19 protein-coding genes and 1 pseudogene are annotated in these 19,305 nt (G+C 69.0%); 10 read left to right on the forward strand and 10 right to left on the reverse strand.

What is annotated here, in order from left to right; genetic code table 11:
* Positions 1–91 precede the first annotated feature (91 nt).
* The 6 genes from ACWD6R_RS35625 to ACWD6R_RS35650 all read right to left on the reverse strand — a co-directional run bounded on the left by ACWD6R_RS35625 (position 92) and on the right by ACWD6R_RS35650 (position 5,051).
* The gene (locus tag ACWD6R_RS35625; RefSeq protein ID WP_451822532.1) at positions 92–1,351 is read right to left on the reverse strand and encodes an NAD(P)/FAD-dependent oxidoreductase; all 1,260 of its coding nucleotides are present in this window, start codon (positions 1,349–1,351) and stop codon (positions 92–94) included.
* A gap of 488 nt (positions 1,352–1,839) precedes the next feature.
* Entirely contained in the window at positions 1,840–3,165 is a 1,326-nt protein-coding gene (locus ACWD6R_RS35630; protein WP_451822533.1) for a deoxyguanosinetriphosphate triphosphohydrolase, read from the reverse strand.
* A 36-nt stretch (positions 3,166–3,201) separates the two neighbouring features.
* On the reverse strand, positions 3,202–3,558 hold the full coding sequence (locus ACWD6R_RS35635; RefSeq protein ID WP_451822534.1) for a hypothetical protein: 357 nt from the start codon (positions 3,556–3,558) through the stop codon (positions 3,202–3,204).
* Complete coding sequence (locus ACWD6R_RS35640) at positions 3,555–3,791, reverse strand: hypothetical protein (protein WP_451822535.1); 237 nt, start codon at positions 3,789–3,791, stop codon at positions 3,555–3,557. Before ACWD6R_RS35640 ends, ACWD6R_RS35635 begins: the two co-directional genes overlap by 4 nt.
* Positions 3,792–3,857: 66 nt before the next feature.
* The gene (locus ACWD6R_RS35645) at positions 3,858–4,670 is read right to left on the reverse strand and encodes an HAD family hydrolase (RefSeq protein WP_451822548.1); all 813 of its coding nucleotides are present in this window, start codon (positions 4,668–4,670) and stop codon (positions 3,858–3,860) included.
* A gap of 24 nt (positions 4,671–4,694) precedes the next feature.
* Positions 4,695–5,051, reverse strand: coding sequence for a hypothetical protein (locus ACWD6R_RS35650; RefSeq protein ID WP_451822536.1), 357 nt, complete (start codon positions 5,049–5,051; stop codon positions 4,695–4,697).
* Positions 5,052–5,204: 153 nt separating this feature from the next.
* Here ACWD6R_RS35650 and ACWD6R_RS35655 point away from each other — a divergent pair, with 153 nt between their 5' ends.
* Both ACWD6R_RS35655 and ACWD6R_RS35660 read left to right on the forward strand, forming a co-directional pair.
* Positions 5,205–5,909 carry a SanA/YdcF family protein gene (locus ACWD6R_RS35655; protein ID WP_451822537.1) on the forward strand — a complete coding sequence of 235 codons (705 nt, stop codon included), beginning with the start codon at positions 5,205–5,207 and terminating at the stop codon, positions 5,907–5,909.
* 99 nt (positions 5,910–6,008) lie between these two features.
* Positions 6,009–6,188, forward strand: a pseudogene (locus ACWD6R_RS35660) (molybdopterin dinucleotide binding domain-containing protein); the annotation flags it as partial.
* On the opposite strand, the gene ACWD6R_RS35665 reads toward ACWD6R_RS35660, so the two are convergent.
* The 3 genes from ACWD6R_RS35665 to ACWD6R_RS35675 all read right to left on the reverse strand — a co-directional run bounded on the left by ACWD6R_RS35665 (position 6,148) and on the right by ACWD6R_RS35675 (position 7,734).
* Positions 6,148–6,615: a gamma-glutamylcyclotransferase family protein gene (locus ACWD6R_RS35665; RefSeq protein WP_451822538.1), complete on the reverse strand. Its 468-nt coding sequence runs from the start codon at positions 6,613–6,615 to the stop codon at positions 6,148–6,150. The pseudogene ACWD6R_RS35660 and the gene ACWD6R_RS35665 sit on opposite strands and share 41 nt — an antisense overlap.
* Before the next feature lie 2 nt (positions 6,616–6,617).
* On the reverse strand, positions 6,618–6,956 hold the full coding sequence (cutA, locus tag ACWD6R_RS35670) for a divalent-cation tolerance protein CutA (protein WP_451822539.1): 339 nt from the start codon (positions 6,954–6,956) through the stop codon (positions 6,618–6,620).
* 187 nt (positions 6,957–7,143) lie between these two features.
* Positions 7,144–7,734: an NADPH-dependent FMN reductase gene (locus ACWD6R_RS35675; RefSeq protein WP_451822540.1), complete on the reverse strand. Its 591-nt coding sequence runs from the start codon at positions 7,732–7,734 to the stop codon at positions 7,144–7,146.
* Positions 7,735–7,808: 74 nt separating this feature from the next.
* Here ACWD6R_RS35675 and ACWD6R_RS35680 point away from each other — a divergent pair, with 74 nt between their 5' ends.
* The 4 genes from ACWD6R_RS35680 to ACWD6R_RS35695 all read left to right on the forward strand — a co-directional run bounded on the left by ACWD6R_RS35680 (position 7,809) and on the right by ACWD6R_RS35695 (position 11,069).
* Positions 7,809–8,600: an aminotransferase class IV family protein gene (locus ACWD6R_RS35680; RefSeq protein WP_451822541.1), complete on the forward strand. Its 792-nt coding sequence runs from the start codon at positions 7,809–7,811 to the stop codon at positions 8,598–8,600.
* An 18-nt stretch (positions 8,601–8,618) separates the two neighbouring features.
* On the forward strand, positions 8,619–9,080 hold the full coding sequence (locus ACWD6R_RS35685) for a DUF5990 family protein (RefSeq protein ID WP_451822542.1): 462 nt from the start codon (positions 8,619–8,621) through the stop codon (positions 9,078–9,080).
* A gap of 358 nt (positions 9,081–9,438) precedes the next feature.
* On the forward strand, positions 9,439–10,317 hold the full coding sequence (locus ACWD6R_RS35690) for a hypothetical protein (RefSeq protein ID WP_451822549.1): 879 nt from the start codon (positions 9,439–9,441) through the stop codon (positions 10,315–10,317).
* 128 nt (positions 10,318–10,445) lie between these two features.
* Positions 10,446–11,069, forward strand: a complete 624-nt coding sequence (locus ACWD6R_RS35695) for a class F sortase (protein WP_451822543.1) — start codon at positions 10,446–10,448, stop codon at positions 11,067–11,069.
* Positions 11,070–11,136: 67 nt separating this feature from the next.
* Here the strand turns inward: ACWD6R_RS35695 and ACWD6R_RS35700 are convergent, their stop codons facing one another.
* Positions 11,137–11,922 carry a sulfite exporter TauE/SafE family protein gene (locus ACWD6R_RS35700; protein ID WP_406419241.1) on the reverse strand — a complete coding sequence of 262 codons (786 nt, stop codon included), beginning with the start codon at positions 11,920–11,922 and terminating at the stop codon, positions 11,137–11,139.
* A gap of 836 nt (positions 11,923–12,758) precedes the next feature.
* On the opposite strand from ACWD6R_RS35700, the gene ACWD6R_RS35705 reads away from it, so the two are divergent.
* From ACWD6R_RS35705 to ACWD6R_RS35720, 4 genes are all read left to right on the forward strand, one after another.
* Entirely contained in the window at positions 12,759–13,286 is a 528-nt protein-coding gene (locus tag ACWD6R_RS35705) for a hypothetical protein (protein ID WP_451822544.1), read from the forward strand.
* A 13-nt stretch (positions 13,287–13,299) separates the two neighbouring features.
* The gene (locus ACWD6R_RS35710) at positions 13,300–15,819 is read left to right on the forward strand and encodes a hypothetical protein (protein ID WP_451822545.1); all 2,520 of its coding nucleotides are present in this window, start codon (positions 13,300–13,302) and stop codon (positions 15,817–15,819) included.
* A 302-nt stretch (positions 15,820–16,121) separates the two neighbouring features.
* On the forward strand, positions 16,122–16,601 hold the full coding sequence (locus tag ACWD6R_RS35715) for a hypothetical protein (protein ID WP_451822546.1): 480 nt from the start codon (positions 16,122–16,124) through the stop codon (positions 16,599–16,601).
* A 1,075-nt stretch (positions 16,602–17,676) separates the two neighbouring features.
* Positions 17,677–19,104, forward strand: a complete 1,428-nt coding sequence (locus ACWD6R_RS35720) for an ATP-binding protein (RefSeq protein ID WP_451822547.1) — start codon at positions 17,677–17,679, stop codon at positions 19,102–19,104.
* Positions 19,105–19,305 lie beyond the last annotated feature (201 nt).

Below are 19,305 nucleotides of genomic sequence, written 5' to 3' on the forward strand. Positions count from 1 at the left end.
GGGGAGACCCCATCCGAGGACCTTCCAGCGCCTTGGAATCGCACGCACCAGACCGCGTCCGCTTTCCGATCGAAGGTCACCCGACAGGCTCTCAGACCAGGGATTCCAGCGGTACCGACGGGTCCGCGAGCGCGTCCGCGTCGACCGGCCGGCCGGCCTTGATCAGCTCCTGCACGGTCTCGGTGACGTCCCACACATTGACGTTCATCCCGGCCAGCACCCTGCGGTCCTTCAGCCAGAACGCGATGAACTCCCGCTTGCCCGCGTCCCCGCGGATCACGACCTGGTCGTACGAGCCCGGCGGCGCCCAGCCCGAGTATTCGAGCCCCAGGTCGTACTGGTCGGAGAAGAAATACGGCACCCGGTCGTAGCTGACGTCCTGGCCGAGCATGGCGCGGGCCGCGGCCGGGCCGCTGTTCAGCGCGTTCGCCCAGTGCTCCACGCGCAGCCGGGTGCCGAGCAGCGGGTGCAGCGCATTGGCGACGTCCCCGGCCGCGTAGATGTGCGGGTCGGAGGTGCGCAGCGAGGCGTCGACGGCGATGCCGCCGCCGTCGCTGCGGGCCGCGATGTCGAGACCGGCGGCCTCGGCGAGGGCGGCGCGGGGTGCGGCGCCGATCGCGGCGAGCACGTCGTGGGCGGGGTGTTCCTCGCCGTCGTCGGTGCGGGCGGCGAGAACCATCCCGTCCTGGCCGATGATCTCGGTGAGCTTGCGGCCGAAGTGGAAGCGGACGCCGTGGTCGCTGTGGAGCTCGGTGAAGATCTGGCCGAGTTCCGGGCCGATGACCCGGAGCAGCGGGGTCGCCTCCGGTTCGACGATGGTGACCTCCGCGCCGTATCCGCGGGCCGCCGCCGCGACCTCAAGGCCGATCCAGCCGGCTCCGGCGATCACCAGATGGCCGTTGTCGCGGCCGAGCGCGGACAGCACGTTCTTCAGCCGGTCGGCGTGCGCGAGACGGCGCAGATGGTGGACGCCCGCCAGGTCCGTACCGGGAATGTCGAGGCGGCGCGGTTCAGCGCCGGTGGCGAGCAGCAGCTTGTCGTAGTGGATGACCGTGCCGTCTCCGAGTTCCACGGAGCGGGCGTCACGGTCCAGGGCGGTGACGGGCGTGCCGAGGTGCAGCTCCACATCGGCGCCCGCGTACCAGGCCGTCTCGTGGACGAATACGCTCTCGCGTGCCTCCTTGCCGGCCAGATAGCCCTTGGAGAGGGGAGGCCGTTCGTACGGATGGTCACGCTCATCGCCGACCAGGATCACCCGGCCGCTGAACCCCTCCGACCGGAGTGTCTCTGCCGCCTTCGCTCCTGCCAGTCCTCCGCCGACGATGACGAACGTGCGATGTGCGTCGACCACTTGATGCCTCCTCGGTGCTTGCTGCGCGGCGCCGCCAACTGCGAGCGTCCCGCACGCAGCGTGATGGCGAAAGAGGGTGTACCCCGATCAAGTCACACCCAGTGGTCACAGGCCAGTCTGCCGACCGGGACCGGCACCACGCAGAGCAGGGTCCCCCGGACGGAGCCGGCGACACCCGGATACGGGGCCGGAGTGGGCCGGTGGCATGGGGTGTGCTGTGAGACAGCTGCTTTCACGGCGGCCCGGCTCCCCTGCGCAGTGCGGTATGTGCTCCCAGCACATCACCTGCGGCATTGCTGTGCGTCATCGCCGCGCCCCACTGCCGCAGGACATGCCCGAGGGAGCCGCCTGCGAGGGGCCCCGGGTGCGTGCCGGCGGAGACGCCCCCTGCGGATGGCCCCGCCTGCCGCCCCCGTGGGACACGCGTGGACCACCGCCCGCCACGGAGTCCCGCGGACGGCGGCCCGCGGACCGGGCCCGCCGGGCTCTCACCCTTCCCGCGACCACCGCCCCCGCGAGGTGAGCGAGGTGTTCAGGGAGCGGGCCGACGCATCGGTGAGGGCGGCGATCTGGTCGACCAGGACCCGCTTGCGCGCGCGGTCGTCGGGCGCGTGCTCGTACAGCGCGCGGAACTGCGGTTCCAGGCCCTCCGGGGCGCGCGCGGTCAGCGCCGCCGCCAGTTCGGCGATGACGATCCGCTGCTCGGCACGGATCGCCTCCTGTTCGGAGCGCTGCATCACATAGCGGTCGGCCACCGCCTTCAGGACCGCGCATTCGCTGCGCGCCTCGCGGGGGACGACGAGTTCGGCGGCGTACCGTCCGAGGCGGCCGTGCCCGTACGCCTGCCGGGTGGCGGTCTCGGCCGCGAGGCAGAACCTGCCGATCAGCTGGCTCGTCGCGTCCTTCAGGCGGGCCTGGGCGACGGCCGATCCGTCGTAGCTGTGCGGCCACCACTCCTGGGCCATGAGCCGGTCGAGGGCGTCGGCCAGCTCCTGCGGGTCGGTGTCGGCCGGGACGTACCGTCCGATCGCGACGTACCAGATCTCGCGGCGCTCCGGCTCGGCGAAGAGGAAGTTGGGGTCGATGTGACCGGCGTGCAGCCCGTCCTCGAAGTCGTGCACCGAGTACGCGACGTCGTCGGACCAGTCCATCACCTGGGCCTCGAAGCACTTGCGGTGGAGCGGGGCGCCCTGGCGGGCCCAGCGGAAGACCGGCAGGTCGTCCTCGTAGACCCCGAATTTCGGCGAGCCGGGGTCGGTGGGGTGGGCGCCGCGCGGCCACGGGTACTTGGTGGCGGCGTCGAGCGCGGCCCGGGTCAGATTGAGCCCGACACTGACCAGCTCGCCGGTCCGCACATCGCGCACGAACCGCTTCGGTTCGAGGCGGGTCAGCAGCCGCAGCGACTGGGCGTTGCCCTCGAAGCCCCCGCAGTCCGAGGCGAAGTCGTTGAGCGCCTGCTCGCCGTTGTGCCCGAACGGCGGGTGCCCCAAGTCGTGCGCCAGGCACGCCGTCTCGACCAGGTCGGGGTCGCAGCCGAGTGCGGCCCCGAGCTCCCGGCCGACCTGGGCGCACTCCAGGGAGTGGGTGAGTCTGGTCCGGGGGCTGGCGTCCCAGGCGAGGCTGCGGGTGCCGGGCGTGACGACCTGGGTCTTCCCGGCGAGTCTGCGCAGCGCGGCGGAGTGCAGCACGCGGGCGCGGTCCCGCTGGAAGGCGGTGCGACCGGGCCGTTTGTCGGGCTCGGTGTCCCAGCGCTCGGCGTCGGCAGCACCGTAGGGCGCGGTGCCGTGGTCCTGTGTGCCCTGCGTACCGTCCATGGTTCCGACAGTAATCGGCCGGACCGACAAGACGGCTCAGGCGGACGCCAGGAGAGGCCCGTTCGCCGCGGATTCATGCGCCTCACGTGCCCCGGAACGTGCCTGGCCGGCCGGCGCCCGGTCGTACCGGTGCAGGATCAGCCGCGCCATCGCTGGGTGTGCGCCGAGCGGAGCCGCAGCGATCCCGGGGGGCGGCAGCGGCGGCGGCGGCAGCAGCAGCAGCAGCAGCAGCAGCAGCAGCAGCAGCAGCAGCAGCAGCAGCAGTACGAGTACGGCGTCGCCGGACCCCATGCCGGTGAGGGTCGACGGCAGGAGCGGTTCGTTCAGCTCGATGTGCCCGAGCCGGACGTCCAGGCCGGGACGCAGTTCCCGTACCCGCTCCAGCAGCTTCACGACCGTGCGCAGCGCCTGCGGGTCCCGGCTGCCGTGGGCGACGGCAACGAGGGCGGGGCAGTGGTGGTGCCCGGTGCGGGCCGGATGGTGCGGTGTATGGGTGGCCTGCGCGTTCCGTTCAGGGAGACATGGCTGAGCTGGGTGCCGAGCTGGGCGGTGATGCGGGTCAACAGTTGCGCTGTGCTGTCGAGAGGCAGGGACTCACGGGGTTGTGCCGATGCCGACTCCGTCATGGACCGATGGTGCAGGACGTAGGTTGCCGGGTCGTTGCGCAGGGGTGACGGGTCTTTGCCGCGGGCTCACGGAGCGGCCGGCGGCCCGAAGAGGCCCTCCAGGACGTGCGCGACCCCGTCCTCCTCATTGGACACCGTGTGCGCGGGAACGGCGGCGAGCACGGCCGGGTGGGCGTTGCCCATGGCGTAGCCGATGCCCGCCCAGTCGAGGACGGTCAGGTCGTTGGGCATGTCACCGAAGGCGATGACCTCCGTGGCGTCGATCCCGCGCCCGGCGCAGAGCTCGGCAAGGGTGCCCGCCTTGGTGACTCCGGACGCGCTGATCTCCAGGAGCCCGCGTCCGCCGGAGTGGGTGAACTGCACCTCGCGGCCCGCCGCGCCCGCCCCTTCGCGGGCGGCGGTCAGCAGGGTGTCCGCGTCGAGCCGGGCGGACCAGGCGAGGAGTTTGGTGACAGGCACGTCGGTGAGCCACAGGTCGGCGAGGGACGGTACGGGCAGTTCGGCGTCGATGTCCTCGGACATGCGCAGCCGATACGCCGGTTCGTACAGCACCTGGTTGCCGGTCTCCAGGGCGAATCCCACCTCCGGCACGGCGGCGGCGACCGCCGTGGCCACGCGCCGGGCGACGGCGACGGACAGGGCGCGGGAGGAGACGACCGTACGCGTCCCGATGTCGTAGACGAGCGCGCCGTTGCTGCATACCGCCGTCCCCGCCAGCCCGGTCGCGTCGGCGAGCCGGTCGACGAATCTGGGCGGTCTGGCGGTGACGAGGACGACCTCCGCACCGGCGCTCTCGGCCGTGCGCAGGGCGCGGAGGGTGCGGGGCGAGAGGGTCCCGTCGCCCCGCAGGAGAGTGCCGTCGAGGTCGGAGGCGATCATCCGGGGAAGCAGCATCGGACGATGCTACTGGGCTGGATCCTGGCGTGGTGGGCGTACGGCACGCTCCGCCGCCGCATGCCACCAGCGCGGCGGCGAGGGCGAGTTGGGCTGCGACCAGGGCTGACCCGGGTGAAGGCCGAGCGGGAGGAGAGCTGTTGCGCGGATGCGGACGGTGAACCAGCCGTGCCAGTGCCCGTCGGGACCGGGGCCACAGGCCAGGTCGCACTGCACGTCGCCGAGCGGGAACGGCATCCAGTCGATGCCCCGGTCACGCAGCCAGGCGCGGACGGCGGCCGCCGGGTGCGGGCGGCCGTTCACGTTCTCGTACGCGGCGATGGTCACCCAGTCGCCGGAGGGCGTTCGGGCGCTCGGGAGGTTCATGGCTGCCATGATGCGCGACGCGTCGACGGCTCGTCAGTGGTTCACCAGGAGCGCGTCGACGGCTCGTCGGCGAAGAAGTTCGCAGGGTGGAGAACCCTTGTGCCCTGATACTCGTCCGACCAGGTGACGCACCGACACTGACAAGGGGCTCCGATGCGAGGGAAGCGGCCGCAATGGCTGGGGCGGCTGTGGCCGCGCACGCGGCGTGGGCAGCGCCGGGCCGTGCAAGGGGTCATGATCGCCTGTGTGCTGGGGCTGGCACCCACCACCTGGATGTACTCCGTGGCCGACGCCCGTGTCCGGACGACCGCGGAGGCACCCGCGCAGCAGGTCGCCGTGGTGTTCGGCGCGGGGCTGTGGGACGGGAAGCCGTCGCCGTACCTCGCGAACCGGCTGCGGGCCGCCGCCGAGCTGTACCGGGACGGCAAGGTGAGGGTCGTGCTGGTGACCGGTGACAACAGCCGCGAGGACTACGACGAGCCCGATGCCATGCGGGCGTTCCTCGTCGCGCACGGGGTGCCCGACAGACGGATCGTCAGCGACTTCGCCGGGTTCGACACCTGGGACTCCTGCGTGCGGGCCAAGAAGATCTTCGGTATCGACCGGGCCGTGCTGGTGAGCCAGGGGTTCCATATCCGGCGGGCGATCGCGCTGTGCCGGGCCGCGGGCATCGATGCGTACGGCGTCGGGGTCGACGCCAAGCACGATGTGACCTGGTACTACGGCGGGACGCGGGAGGTGTTCGCGGCGGGGAAGGCGGCGCTGGACGCGATGTTCAAGCCGGACCCGCACTTCCTGGGGCCGGAGGAGCCCGGGGTCGGGGAGGCGCTGACGGCCAGGACACCTCCTGAGGGATGAGGCACCGGCCGACCTCAGATCGACTACAACGGGCGGTTCTGCATGTCGTCGGCGGCCGCCGCGCACCGGCGGGCCTTCGGCCACGACCGCGGGCTGCCGGGGCGGGCGGTGGCGCCTGCCCGGATCACCGGGGCCATCCGGCAGGACACCGTCTTCATGCCGTTCCACTGGGCGGGTGAGGGCCGGGCCAACACGCTGACGAACCCGGCGCTGGACCCGGTGCCGCGGATGCCGGTGTTCAAGGTGTGCGCGGTGCGGGTGGAGGCTGCCGGCGGGTGAGCCAGCTGCCTCCGGGGATGAGGGTGCCGTTGGAGCGGAGGGAGCGGGCGACGGGAGCGGCGGCGAGATAGACCCAGGCGCGGACGGTTCCGGTGCCGGGTGGCTTCCCGGCCGGGAGACGGACTTCTCGGGCGACCCTCTCGTACAGGTTGCCCGGATGTCCGGGACCGGCGTACTCCTCCAGCCGGTCGAGCTGTACGAGCAGCTCGGCGTAGCTCGCGGGCGCGGCGGTGACGAGCGCGCCCTGCACGGCGCCGTCGCCCTCGATCGCGTACGGGTAGCCGGGGCCGTCGTAGAGGAGGGCACCCGGCAGCAGGGCGGGCTGTTCCGCGATTGCCCGGCCGCGGAGGAACGGGTCGTGGTTGGGTTCGCCGGGGAGCAGCGTTCCGTAGACGAAGAAGGGCAGTTCGGGGGCGGTCTGCGGCATGGTCAGAGGGCCGTGATCGGAGTTGTCTCCGACGTCAGCCAGGCGAGGTAGCCGGCGCTTCCGCGTACCACCGGCATGGCGATGATCTCCGGGGTCTCGTAGTCGTGCGCCGCCCGGAGGTGCTCCTCCAGTTCGTCGTAGCGCTCGGCCGTCGTCTTGAACAGCACCTGCCACTCCTCGGTGGTCTCGATGGCGTTCTGCCACCGGTAGACGGAGGTGACGGGCGCGGAGATCTGCGCGCACGCGGCGAGCCGTGCCTCCACCGCCCCCTGGGCCAGGGCGTGGGCCTTCTCCTCGCTGTCCGTGGTGGTCAGTACGGTCAGCCATGCCGGCGATGTCACCGTCGGTCTCCTCGGTTCTTCTCGGATCTTCTGCCTGTCGGGCTTCCTTCTTCGTCGATTGTCCGGGTGCTCCGGCCCACTGCCCTCCCCTCGATCCCCGAGTCAGCATGGACATGACATATCATCGACTGACAGGGGCAGGTCCCGGAAGCACTCGCTCCGGGACCTGCGTCCAGCCGAGAAGGGATCAGCCTCCGTACGGGCGGACCGCCTTGGCGTCCCGTAGCGCACTCCCCCACCAGGTCAGCTGGTCGAGCAGAGTCTTCGCCGCCGCGTCGACGGCCGCGGGGTCCTTGTGCCGGCCCTCGTCGTCGAAGAGAGCGCCCGCGTTGTGGAACGACACGGTGTCGCGGAGGGAGACGGCGTGCAGCTCGGCGAAGACCTGGCGAAGATGTTCGACGGCCCGCAGACCGCCCGACACTCCCCCGTACGAGACGAAGGCGACGGGCTTGGCCTGCCATTCGGCGTGATGCCAGTCGATGAGGTTCTTCAGCGGGGCGGGGTACGAGTGGTTGTACTCGGGCGTGACCACGACGAAGGCATCGGCGGCGGCCAACCTGGGCGACACTCTCGCCAGTCGGGCCTGCACGTCCGGTCCCGGGCGGTAGGTGAGCGCGAACGGGAGCTCGAGTTCGGCGACGTCGATCAGGTCGGTCTCGATGCTCGGGTGACCGGCGGTACGGGAGAGGAACCAGTCGGCGACGACCGGGGCGAAGCGGCCCTCGCGATTGCTGGCGAGGATGACCGCGACCTTCAGGGGTGCTGTGGTGAGTTCCATGCGGCGAGACTCGTGTGTCAACCTTGGTTGAGGTCAAGCGCTGCCGCTCACCTCTCCGGCGTACGGTGGAACACATGACGACCGCCGCGCCCCTGTACGTCGAGTTCAACGGACGCGCAGCAACGGAGGCGGATCTCCGGATCCCCGCCTTCTCCGACTACGGTCACTTCACCGCCATGCAGGTCAGGGGCGGGAAGGTACGCGGCCTCACGCTCCACCTGGCCCGGCTGGACGCCGCCAACCGGGAACTCTTCAGCCATGGGCTCGACGGCGGCCGGGTGCGCGAGCTGATCCGGCACGCGCTGGACGGCGCCGGGGTACGGGACGCCTCGACCCGGGTGCACGCCTTCCTGCCGCCGGGCGACACCGGGACGACCGTCATGGTCACCGTGCGCGGACCGGCGCAGAAGTCCACCGAACCGCACTGCCTGATGTCCGTTCCGTATGTCCGCACCGTCCCGCACATCAAGCGCCCCGGCGATTTCGGCCAGACCTATTACCGGCAGCTCGCCGGACGCTCCGGCTTCGACGAGGCGCTGCTGATCGCACCGGACGGGACGGTGACGGAAGGGGCGATCACCAACGTCGCCTTCTGGGACGGCACTTCGGTCGTCTGGCCCGACGCGCCCGCACTGCTCGGCATCACCATGGCCCTGCTGGAGCAGGAACTGCCGGGCGCCGGGCTCGAGTCCGTACGGCGCCCGGTGACGCTGGACAGGATCGGCGCCTACCGGTCGGCATTCCTCACCAACTCGCAGGGAATCACACCGATCCGGCGGATCGACGACACGGAGTTCGTGGTCGACGAGGAACTCATGAAGCGGGTGGGGTCGGCGTACGAGGCTGCGCCCTGGGACACCGTCTGAGAGGGGAGCATGGGGCCCATGCAGATCCACATCGAGGGCTCGGACCTCCCCGGCCGCACCTGCGGGCCCGACAGCGACTTCCCCGGCGCCCGGAACATCCACGTCGGCGTACAGCGCAAGGACAGGCCCGGCGAGCTGCTGGGCCTGCACCCCGGCGACGCACCGTCGGCCGGATGGACACTGGACTGCACGGCCACCTCGACCGACGACGGCATCACGGTCACCGGGCCGTATGTGCAGAACCGGCTCGGCGGGCGCTTCGTCTATCTGTCCTGGGGCACCGTGGACGACCACGGCGTCTTCTCCATGTTCCGGCGGGCCAAGCTGATGTTCGGCGACATCGATCCGACCGTGCTCGATGCCGCCGCGCGCTCCGGACATCTCACCGCACGCCTGCGCCTCTCCGACGCCAAGGGGCAGCCTCTCTGCGCCCGTGTCCGGCCGCCGACCGTCACCTGGACCGCCCTCGCCCCCGAGTGACGGGACCGCCCCCATCGGGCCCAGGGGGGTGGGTCCGATGAGGGCGGCGGCCTGGGGCGGCGGGGGGAAAGCCGTCCCGTGGGGGGTGTCATGCGTGTGCCCGGGGCCGACGAGGTCATGCATGTGACGTACGGCACCCATTCCTCGTGGCTCGTCACCCGATCAGCACGGTGTGTCGCGAGGCCGGCCGCCTGCCCTCCCATCCCCGCTGTGACCTGCACGCTTATCTCTCGACAAGGAGCCCGGCCCGGACCGGTCGAGTGAAAGCTGACCCGATGTCAGCATGCATGGGTGGCGCGCCGCCCGTTAGCTCTGCATCAGGAGATACCCGCCAGCGCCTCTGCTCGGAGGAACCCCCATGCGCAGTCCTGCCCGCCTCGTGACCGGCGCCGCCGCCGCAGCACTCGCCGCTGCCACGCTCGGCCTGTCCACCGCCGCGCCGTCCGCGTATGCAGGGGACGTCGGTCAGCTGGAGATATCCCCGGCGGACGCGGCTCCGGGCACCACGGTCACGGTGAACACCACCGCTTGCGGGAACGACGCGAAGGCCGCCGGGGATGCGAACTCCCTGGAAGCGGGGGACTTCACGCTGGCGTCCACCACCCGCGAGAAGGTGGTGGTCGGCACGTTCACGGTGCCGAAGAAGACCCATGCCGGTCCGTTCAGCATCGACGTGTCCTGCGAGAGCGGCAGAGAGGTCACCGGAACACTGCGGGTGAAGGCGGCGGACACCGCGAAGTACGCCGCCGCGGGTTCCCCTGCCGGCACCGTGGAGGATAACGGCTCCGGCGGCAACACGGGCAGCGGCAACTCGGTGCCTTCCCTCGACGACCTGGCAGCCAGGGGCGAGAGCCTCCTCGGGAACCAGAACCCCTTCGGCGTCGGCAACTCCACCGGGAACGGGAGCGGGCGCGACACCGGAAACGGCCAAGGCCGCGACACCGGGAACGGGACCGGGACCGGCCAAGGCCGCGACACCGGGAACGGGACCGGGACCGGCCGCAACACCGGAAGCGACACCGGGAACGGCCAAGGCCGCGACACCGGAAACGGCCAAGGCCGCGACAGCTCCACCGTGCCCACCTCTCCCTCCGGGCACGTCAAAACTGGTGTAGGCGGCAGCATCCGCCCGGACACCTCCCAGATCGCGGCGGGTGCCGGCGTTCTCGCCGCGTCCGCCGTCGGCGGAGCCTGGCTCCTGCGTCGTCGGGCGAGCGGCACGCAGGCGGACAGCTGACGGGGACGTACCCACGTCCCCGTACCGCCACGATTCCGTCCCGGTGGCCGCGCGTCACCGGGACGGGACCCCCACTTCCTTCCTCACGTCCTTCCCCGTCCCGGAGGACGACACCCCGGAGGACGACCGTGTTCCAGAAGGCCAAGGGCTGGCTGGTCGCCGTCGCAGCGCTGGTCGGCGTCTGGCTGATCCAGCACGGCGCCGGCACCGTGCTGGTACCGCCGCAGCCGACCACCGCCCAGGCCTTCGCCGCCGGTCCCGGAGCGCAGCCCGGCTCGCCCGTCGCCGCCCCGTTGCGGCCCTCGACGCCCGTCCGTCTCCGTATCCCCAGCATCAAGGTGGACGCCCCGATGATCCGGCTCGGGCTCGGGTCCGACGGCAGCCTCGACGTGCCGCCGGCCGAAAACCGCAACGTCGTCGGCTGGTACAAGGACGGCACCCCACCCGGCGCCAAGGGCACCGCGCTCGTCGCCGGTCATGTCGACAACGCAAAGGGACAGTCCGTCTTCTACGACCTGGGGACCCTGGCCAAGGGCAGCACCGTCGAGGTGGTCCGGCAGGACGGGAGCACCGCCGTCTTCTCGCTCGACGCCATCGAGGTGTACAAGAACACGAACTTCCCCGACCGGCGGGTGTACGGCGCCTCGTCGTTCGCCTCGCTGCGGCTGATCACCTGCGGCGGCGGCTTCTCACCGAAAACCGGCTACCAGGGCAACGTGGTCGCGTACGCGCACCTCACCGGAGTGCGCTGACGCCGGTCGCACACCCTTACGGCCTCCCCCACGACAGGGAGTGGGCTCCCTACCGCCGGGGAGGCCGTTAGGCCCACTGGTCGAACGCCAGCTTCGCGACGAGTGAGAACACCACGACCAGCAGCACACCACGGACGAACTCGCTGCCCTTGCGCAGCGCCATCCGCGCACCGAGCAGCCCACCCGCCAGGTTGAACACCGCCATCAGCGCGGCCAGCTGCCACAGCACGCTGCCCTGGTAGGCGAACATCGCGAGGGCGCCGGCGTTGGTGCAGACGTTGACGATCTTGGCGGTGGCGGACGCCGTCACCAGGTCGAGGTGGAGCACAGCGGTCAGCGCGAGCACCAGGAACGTGCCGGTGCCCGGCCCGAACAGCCCGTCGTAGAAGCCGATGCCCCCGCCGACCAGCACGATCGCGGTGACCGTACGGGCCCGGGTGACCTTCCGGTCCGTACCTCCGTCCGCCTCCTTGCCGAACTGCGGCCGCAGCATCACGAACGCCGCCACCGCCAGCAGCACCACCATGATCACCGGACGGAGCACGTCACTGCTGATCCCGGCGGCGAAGAAGGCACCGGTCATCGATCCGGCCAGCGCCATCAGCCCGATCCGCACCGCCGTCCCGACCTTCACCGGCGCCTTGCGCACGTACGTCACGGCGGCGCCCGAGGTACCGACGATGGCCACCGCCTTGTTGGTGCCGAGGACATGCGCGGCCGGGACGTGCGGCAGACCGAGCAGCAGCGCGGGCAGCAGGAGCAGCCCGCCGCCGCCCACCACCGCGTCGATCCAGCCCGCGGCGGCAGCGGCGAGGCACAGGACAACGAGGGTGGTCAGGGTGATGTCGGGCATACTCGCGACCCTATGGAGGCGATACATGTCCCGTCCAACTGCTTCTGCGGGATTGCCGGAAAGTTGAGCCAACTCTGAGCTTCCGGGGCTCAGAGCGCGAGTTCGATTCTCGTCACCCGCTCCACGCGTAAGCCCCAGGTCAATGGCCCGGGGCTTCCTTGTTGTCTAGACCTCTTATTGGTCCGGGCGCCATAAGTGGCCTCGCAACGGGTCAGACAGGGGCTACCGCCGCCACTCGCTGCGACCGGGCAACCAAGAGTCCCGAACCCTCCGACAGCCGAAATATCAGGTCAGGCCCGGCACCGAGAAATCAGTACCGGGCCCGATCCGCTTCGCGAGGCCGTTCTGGTACCCAGTTGGGAGCCGACTGCAACGTCCGGCTCCCAGGAGGGCGCAGCCGAATCCGGGGCAGATGGCACTCGCGGACATGGGAAAACCCCTGCTGCGACCTACCTGCCCACGCAGATCACCAGGCCCCTCTCCCGTTTTTGGTGAAATGAGGCCACAAGGGCAGCCCTGCGACTGACGGTGGCAGGAACCAGCCAGTGGCGCCCCCCGAACGCCTTTCGAACATCGTGCACTTCCAGCCGCCGGCCGACGAGAGGGATGTAAGCGACACCCTCCACTCAAGCAATCACCCCCTGTCAACAGGTGGCCACCCGTTGTCAATGTCGCCTTATCGGCCACTCCGACATGCGGCCAGTTTTCTCTCTGTCCTGCGCAATGATCATCCTTATACGGTGAACTCCGTTTTTGTCTGCGTAAGTGCCAGTCGCATCTACCAATGGACGGTGCGACCGCCTCGCAGACCCACGGGGTAGGGGGAGGAAGCGCACATGGATCCGTTGGCATTTCCTGTACTGGCCGGGACGGTGCTCACCGAGGCGGTCAAATTTCTTTTCGACCGAGCGAGTGCAGTGCTGGACCGACGAACAGGTCGAGTTCCGATCGACGAGCCGGAGCAGACACCGGGGCAGACGCAGCCCCTACTCGTCAGAGCCCCCTCACTCACCGACGAACGTGTCGCCCGTATCACCGGGGCACACGGCGCTCTCCGCGTCTACCTGTCGCGACCCGAGTTCCTCCAGGGCGATGACACCGAACTGAGGGAGGTTCTGGGTCGCCTTCGCCGGGACTTGGAGGAGGTGTACGGGCGCCGCTTGCCCTTCGGCGAAGAGAGGAATGCAGACCGTCCTGGCGTAGAGGTCTCACAGCGGGCCGATTCCCTCTATGGCAAGCAGGTCGGCATGCGCGTCGGCGGCGACATCACGGAACGCGGGCGGGCACGCGTCGACCAAGAGGCCGTGACCATCGAGGAGACAGGTGAACAGGTCGGCATCGAGGTAGAAGGCACCATCGGCTGAGGACGGCGACACCATGAACTTCGACGACGGCCGCATCAGAGCGAGTCCGCGGCAGATCTCGTCTCCGCCCAGAGGCGATGAGGTGCACGAGGGCGAGCAGCCCCCAGGTCAATTCGCGTCGACACAACAAGACCCAGGCCCCGAACCGGGCAGCCCGCACGAACTGCCACCTCCACCGTCCGAGCCGCCCAGTATCGCTGCGTCGGCCACCTGGGTAAACCGAACGCCGGCAGAGACCACGGCCGCCGGCCCGGCCTCCGACGACCGCTTCCTGCGGCCTTCCACGGCAGGGGCGCCGACGCGCGAATCTGTGGAGGCGGTCGGACAGGCCGCCGTCCTGCAATGGGCCTCCAACCTCTACGGCGAACAGATCGGTACGAAGTACGTATACGAGCAGACGCTTGACTCGCACGCCCCGATCTCACCTGAGTACCTGGCCGTAGCCCGCCAGGTGTACGCAGAACCCCACCGTGAGGACCGACTGGCGCCGAGCCCTTTCGCGCAAGCTCTGAAAGCCCTGCGTACGTCAGGCTCCGTACTCGTCCTCAGTCGCCCGCCGAACAACAGCCGGACCTTCACCGCTTACGCACTGCTCGCGCATCTCCTGGACGACGGCATCATCACCGAAGTACGGCCGCTGTCCTTCGGTGGATCCAAGCACTTCCCGACAAGACGGCTGCCGCACGACCGCCATTGCGGCTTCTTGCTGGAACTTCCGCCCGACGAAGATGACTTCGCCGTCGACGACTCTTTCGGCGGCAGCCTGAACAAACTCGTCGAGCGCCTACAGCGACGAAACTGCCGGTTGATCGTCCTCACCCGCCCCGAGCAATGGAGGCGTATCAGCCACGGTGTGCCAGATGGCATCGCACCGGAATTGGGGTCCGTGCGGCCGCGTGACATCGCCGAACGGTGGCTGCTCGGTCGGGAGCCGGACTTTCCAGCGGCCCCTTGGCTTGAGCACAAGGACATCAAGCCTCTGCTTACTGGCCAAACCCCAACCGACGTGCTGAACCTCGTGTACCTCATGCTTGAACAGCACCGGGCAGCGCAGTCCGCTGTGACGGATGCCGCCGCCTCAGCCCAGGCTTTCAGGCACCAGCAGGGCGGCTCCGGCCGGCTGGCGTTTGAAGAGCAGGTGGCCAATGTCGTTGCCGCCCACAGCAACTGGGAGGACGCACTCTACGGCTGGCACGAGCCCGAGAATCGATCTCGGACAAGTTTCGAGCGCAACTTCCTGCTAACCGCAGCTGTTCTCCGGGGCGATCCCGTCGGGCATGTGTACGCCAAGGCGGCTGAGCTAACCGGGCAACTCGGCGACGTAAAAGTCGAGATCGATGGGCAGCGGGAACCCGGCGTTATCGCCATGACGAGGGCCATCGAAGCTAGACGCGAGGATGACGGCACTCTCACCTTCATCCGCCCGAACTGGGATGACGCCGTCATCGAGTACTTCTGGAACGATCGCCCCCTGGCTCGTACGACCTTCCTCAGGTGGCTCGCGCAGGCACCCGTCGTCGACACCGGCAGGAGCAGAGAAGCGCTGGAGATCGTCAGCAGGGACGGTCGACTTGCCCTGGCCAAGCGCGTGGGGCAGTTCGCTCTGCGATGGGCCGTTCGACATCGTCGCCAGACCCCGCTGGAGCAGATCGTTGAGGAGTGGTATAAGCCTGCAGCTGGCAAAGAGCTGTGGCCTCTGGCTCTTGAGCTCCTCGACTCCGCGGCCATCCACGCTGCCAGCGCGCCCTACATCCATTCCATGCTGCTGGCCTGGTCGAGCCGGAACCAGCCTCATCTACAAAGAGCCGTTGTAGAGGTCTGTACGGGTGCGTTTGGTCGCAGGCATACGGCTAAGGCACTCCGTCGACTCAGGAATGTGGCCGCCCAAGGTCATCCTGATGTGATCGACACGCTGCGCGAAGCGGTACGCGTCTTATGGGAGGACGCCACCATCCGGCAGATGTTGTTCGGGTACGTCGTCGATTGGTGCAAATCGGAGACGCTCAGCCAGACCGTCGGGCACCGCACGTTCACCGCGCTGGCCCTGAACTCCCCGCCTGAGGTGGCCGGCCTGCCACCACTCCTCCAAGCAATGACCCAGGAGAACCCACATGAGGAGGACGCCTTCCGGCCAACCCAGCAAGGGCTCGTGACCGGCTGGCGCACCTTACTGCGCCAGGCAGCGGGGCCGACAGGGGAGCGGGACCTCGACAAGGCCGTCTTCACGTGGCTCGATGCTGCGCTGCAAAGGCACGAACTCAAATCCGTCGTCTTCGACACCCTGCGCCAGGCCGTGAATGTTCCCGGGGCTGCAGGACCGCCCCTTCGCGAGGCTCTGCGCACCTCCGCCCAGTGGTGGGTTCAGGGGCAAGACCGCCCTTACTCCGCGGAGAAGGAAGGGCTCAAGATCGAGTTGTCCGCTCTGCTCGACCAGGACCTCACCACGCGACGAAGTCATCCGCCCGCGCAGCAGGAGTCCCCCAGAATGCCAGGCGAGCAACCTTCGACCGCTGTGAAGGTCGACGCACCATGAGACGCCGTGGCCCCACGGGGCGTGCTTCCGACGCAGAAAACAACCCCGGCTGGACATCCGTCTTCACGGACCGTCCCAAAAGTTCAGACCCAACGCTGTCGTTCACGGCCGAGATCCGAGTGACGTGGCGGCGCCAAATCGACTCCACCATGCTGGCAACAAACCCCCACACAGCACCAGCCCTCACGAGGCAAGAGGTCGAGAAGGCAGCCAGACGCTGTGACGTCCTGCGGCCAACAGCGGCCGAGCAAGACATCGCTACCGCTGTCCGGCAACAGCTACCCCTCGCAGACGACGGTGTCGTGGTGACTGATGTCCAGGTACGCATCAGCGTGGACGACTGCACGCGCGAGGCCGCTCTCCTCGCAGAACGCTTGCGGCAGGAGTACCGCCGGAAGGAGCAACGCCTCACGCGCGAACACGAGCTGGACGACCTGGCACGGCGACAGGCCCAGGCCCGTGAGACGTTCCTCCGGGAGGAAATCCTCGCTAACCCAGCCGCTGCCCGCCTCTACGGCCTCCTGGAAGGAGAATCCAAGCACTGGCCCCGGCTTGGGGGGCCGCCGACGGCCACCAACCTCGAAGAACTGGTGCGCGAGGTCCGCCAATGGCAGCCGGGACAGCAATGGGTGACTGTCGCGCAGCTTCTTCACACCTTCGTCGGCGACCTGACGGAAGAGGGGCGCAAGGAGCTGCTCATCATCCTCAGCGACGCTGTCCGCGCGTTCGGAGACGAGAACACGGCCCATCGCCTCGCCCTGCTGTCGGGCGAGGCACAGTGAAGATAGCTGCGCTGCGCTGGGCGCTTGACCCTCTCACCAGCATGTTGGCCCTGCGGCTGCGTGTACGAGAACACGGTCGCCTTTCCTACGATGCTGCATGGCGTCTAGCACGAGTCATGCGCCACCCTGACGAAATGGGCTATCGCGTGCACGGACACGGCAGAGACGACACGTAACAACAAGTCAGTGCGCCGTTAGCGCGCCCGCCGGAGAGCATCAACCAGCTGCACCAGCGACGCGACGTGCAGTCCCGGGAAAAGGTCCTGGAGGCGCTACAAGACACCGCCGAGGACAACGCACCGATTACTCGGAACCTGGCAGCGCATAGTGACACGAGCCCGGACTCTGCTGGGTGACGTGAACGTCACGGAGTACGAGCAGGGATCGCCGGATGGGCCACTCAGGCACCGGTATCGACCTGTCGGCCTTCGGCGACGAAGACAGCATCACTGTGCCGTACTGGCGTGCCGAGGACGCCGCCGCTGCACTCGGCAAGGTCTTAGCTCTCTCGGGAAACGTGTCGGTCGCGGACATGGCACCTCAGCACTCGACGGCGGTCATGTCGCAGACCACCGAGGTTCTACGTAGCCGGTACGGAGCCCGATTCCCACGTCGCCCGCCAGGCGACGATCCCGCGAGCCGCCCGTGCTGTGACCGTGCCACAACGTGCCAGTAGCAGCGGTAAAGAGGGGTCAGCACAGGTGCCGATAGAACACTCGAATCCGGGAAGTGCCAGGCTGTTTCCGCCGGTCAGGTTGCATATTGATGCCTGAGTGCCGAGCGATTCCCAAGCTCAGAGCGCGAGTTCGATTCTCGTCACCCGCTCCACGAAAGCCCCAGGTCAGAGACCTGGGGCTTGCTTTTTTCGTAGGTCGTCCTTGAGGTGCGCACCCTTCATGTGCCACAAGCGGGGGCCGACTTCGCCTCGTCGATCCGCGAGCCCCGACACTCAGGGGGACACCGAAAGCCGATGCCACCAGCCTCCATCATCACTCTCCGCATATGTACAATACTTCTCTTCATGAGAGTATCTTGAATAGAAGTATCAAGGGCCATGTCATGGAGGTGAACTGCCGTGAACGGATTTATCGGGCGCCGCACCGAACTCGCCCTTCTGGACGACCTGTTGGAGCCAGTGAAGACCGGCGGGCGCAGCGGACGGCCCGGGCGGGCCGTCCTGATCCGCGGACGCCGCCGGGTGGGCAAGTCCCGCCTGGTGGAGGAGTTCCTGGAGCAGGCCGGGCTGCCGCATGTGTTCTTCACCGCCATCGGCGGCTCCCGCGAGAAGGATCTGGCGGGCTTCGCCGCCGAGGTGACGGCCTCCCGGCTTCCCGACGCGGCGCGGTTCGGTGATTTCGCCGCCCCGCTGACCTGGGACGCCGCGCTGACCATGCTCGCCTCCGCGCTGCCCACCGACTCTCCCAGCGTGGTGGTCCTCGACGAGATGCCCTACCTCGTACGCGAGGACCCGAGCTTCGAGGGCGCGCTGCAGAAGGCGTTCGACCGGACGTTGTCGAAGCTGCCCGTTCTGCTCATCCTCATCGGCTCCGACATCGCCATGATGGAACAGCTCAACACCTACGGGCGCCCCTTCTACCAGCGGGGCACCGAGATGGTCGTGCCGCCGTTGAATCCGGCAGAGGTCGCCTCGATGCTCGATCTGCCGCCCGCCGACGCCTTCGACGCCTACCTGATCTCCGGCGGGCTCCCGCTCATCCTGGAGGAATGGCCGCACGGCGCCGGGCTGTGGGAGTACCTCGAACTGGCCCTGCGCAGACCGACCTCCGCCCTGCTGGTCAGCGGCGAACGCACCCTGGCTGCCGAGTTTCCCACCGAGGCGCAGGCTCGCACCGTCCTGGGCACCATCGGCCACGGCGAACGCACCTTCACACTGATCGGCAGAGCCGCCGGCGGACTCAACCCCAGCTCGGTATCCCGCTCACTGGAACTCCTCGCCTCCCGCCGCATGGTCGCCGCCGAACTACCCCTTTCCACCAAACCCAGCCGTGAGACCCGCTATCGCATCGACGACCCGTACCTGCGCTTCTGGCTCTCCTTCATCGGCCCCGGCATCCCCGCGGTCGAACGCGGCCGTGGTGACCGCGTCCTCGACACCATCCGTGCCAGCTGGACGTCCTGGCGGGGCAGGGCCATCGAGCCCGTTATCCGCGAAGCCTTGTGGCGACTGGGCTCCGACGAAGGACAGCTGCCCGCGGGCACCCATGCGATCGGCGGCTACTGGACCCGCACCAACGACCCGGAGATCGACATCGTCGGAGCCGACCACTCCCCCATCGCCAAGAAGATCACCCTCGTGGGTTCGGTCAAGTGGCTGGAGAAGAAGCCCTTCGACAACCGCGACCTCGCCCGCCTCATCACCCACCGCTCCCAGCTTCCCGGCGCCGACGACACCACCCCCTTGCTCGCCGTCACCCGCAGCGGCTGCACCGCCGACGGCGTCCCCACCCTCACACCCGAGGACCTCCATGACGCCTGGTCCTGAATCTGTGACCGGCCGTGCCACTACGTGCCAGTCGGAGCGGTAGGCGGCGGTCAGCAACGGCACCCAACGGGGCCGAAGATTCCGTGCATGGCCGTGTTCTCGCAGGTCTGACCCGAATCCGTAGGTAGTGGCCGATGCTCCGTCAGGTGACGGGGCTTCGGTCGTTTCGGGCTGGTGAGCGAGGTGGGGGCAGGCCGGTGG

Source organism: Streptomyces sp. NPDC005151, from assembly GCF_053599875.1.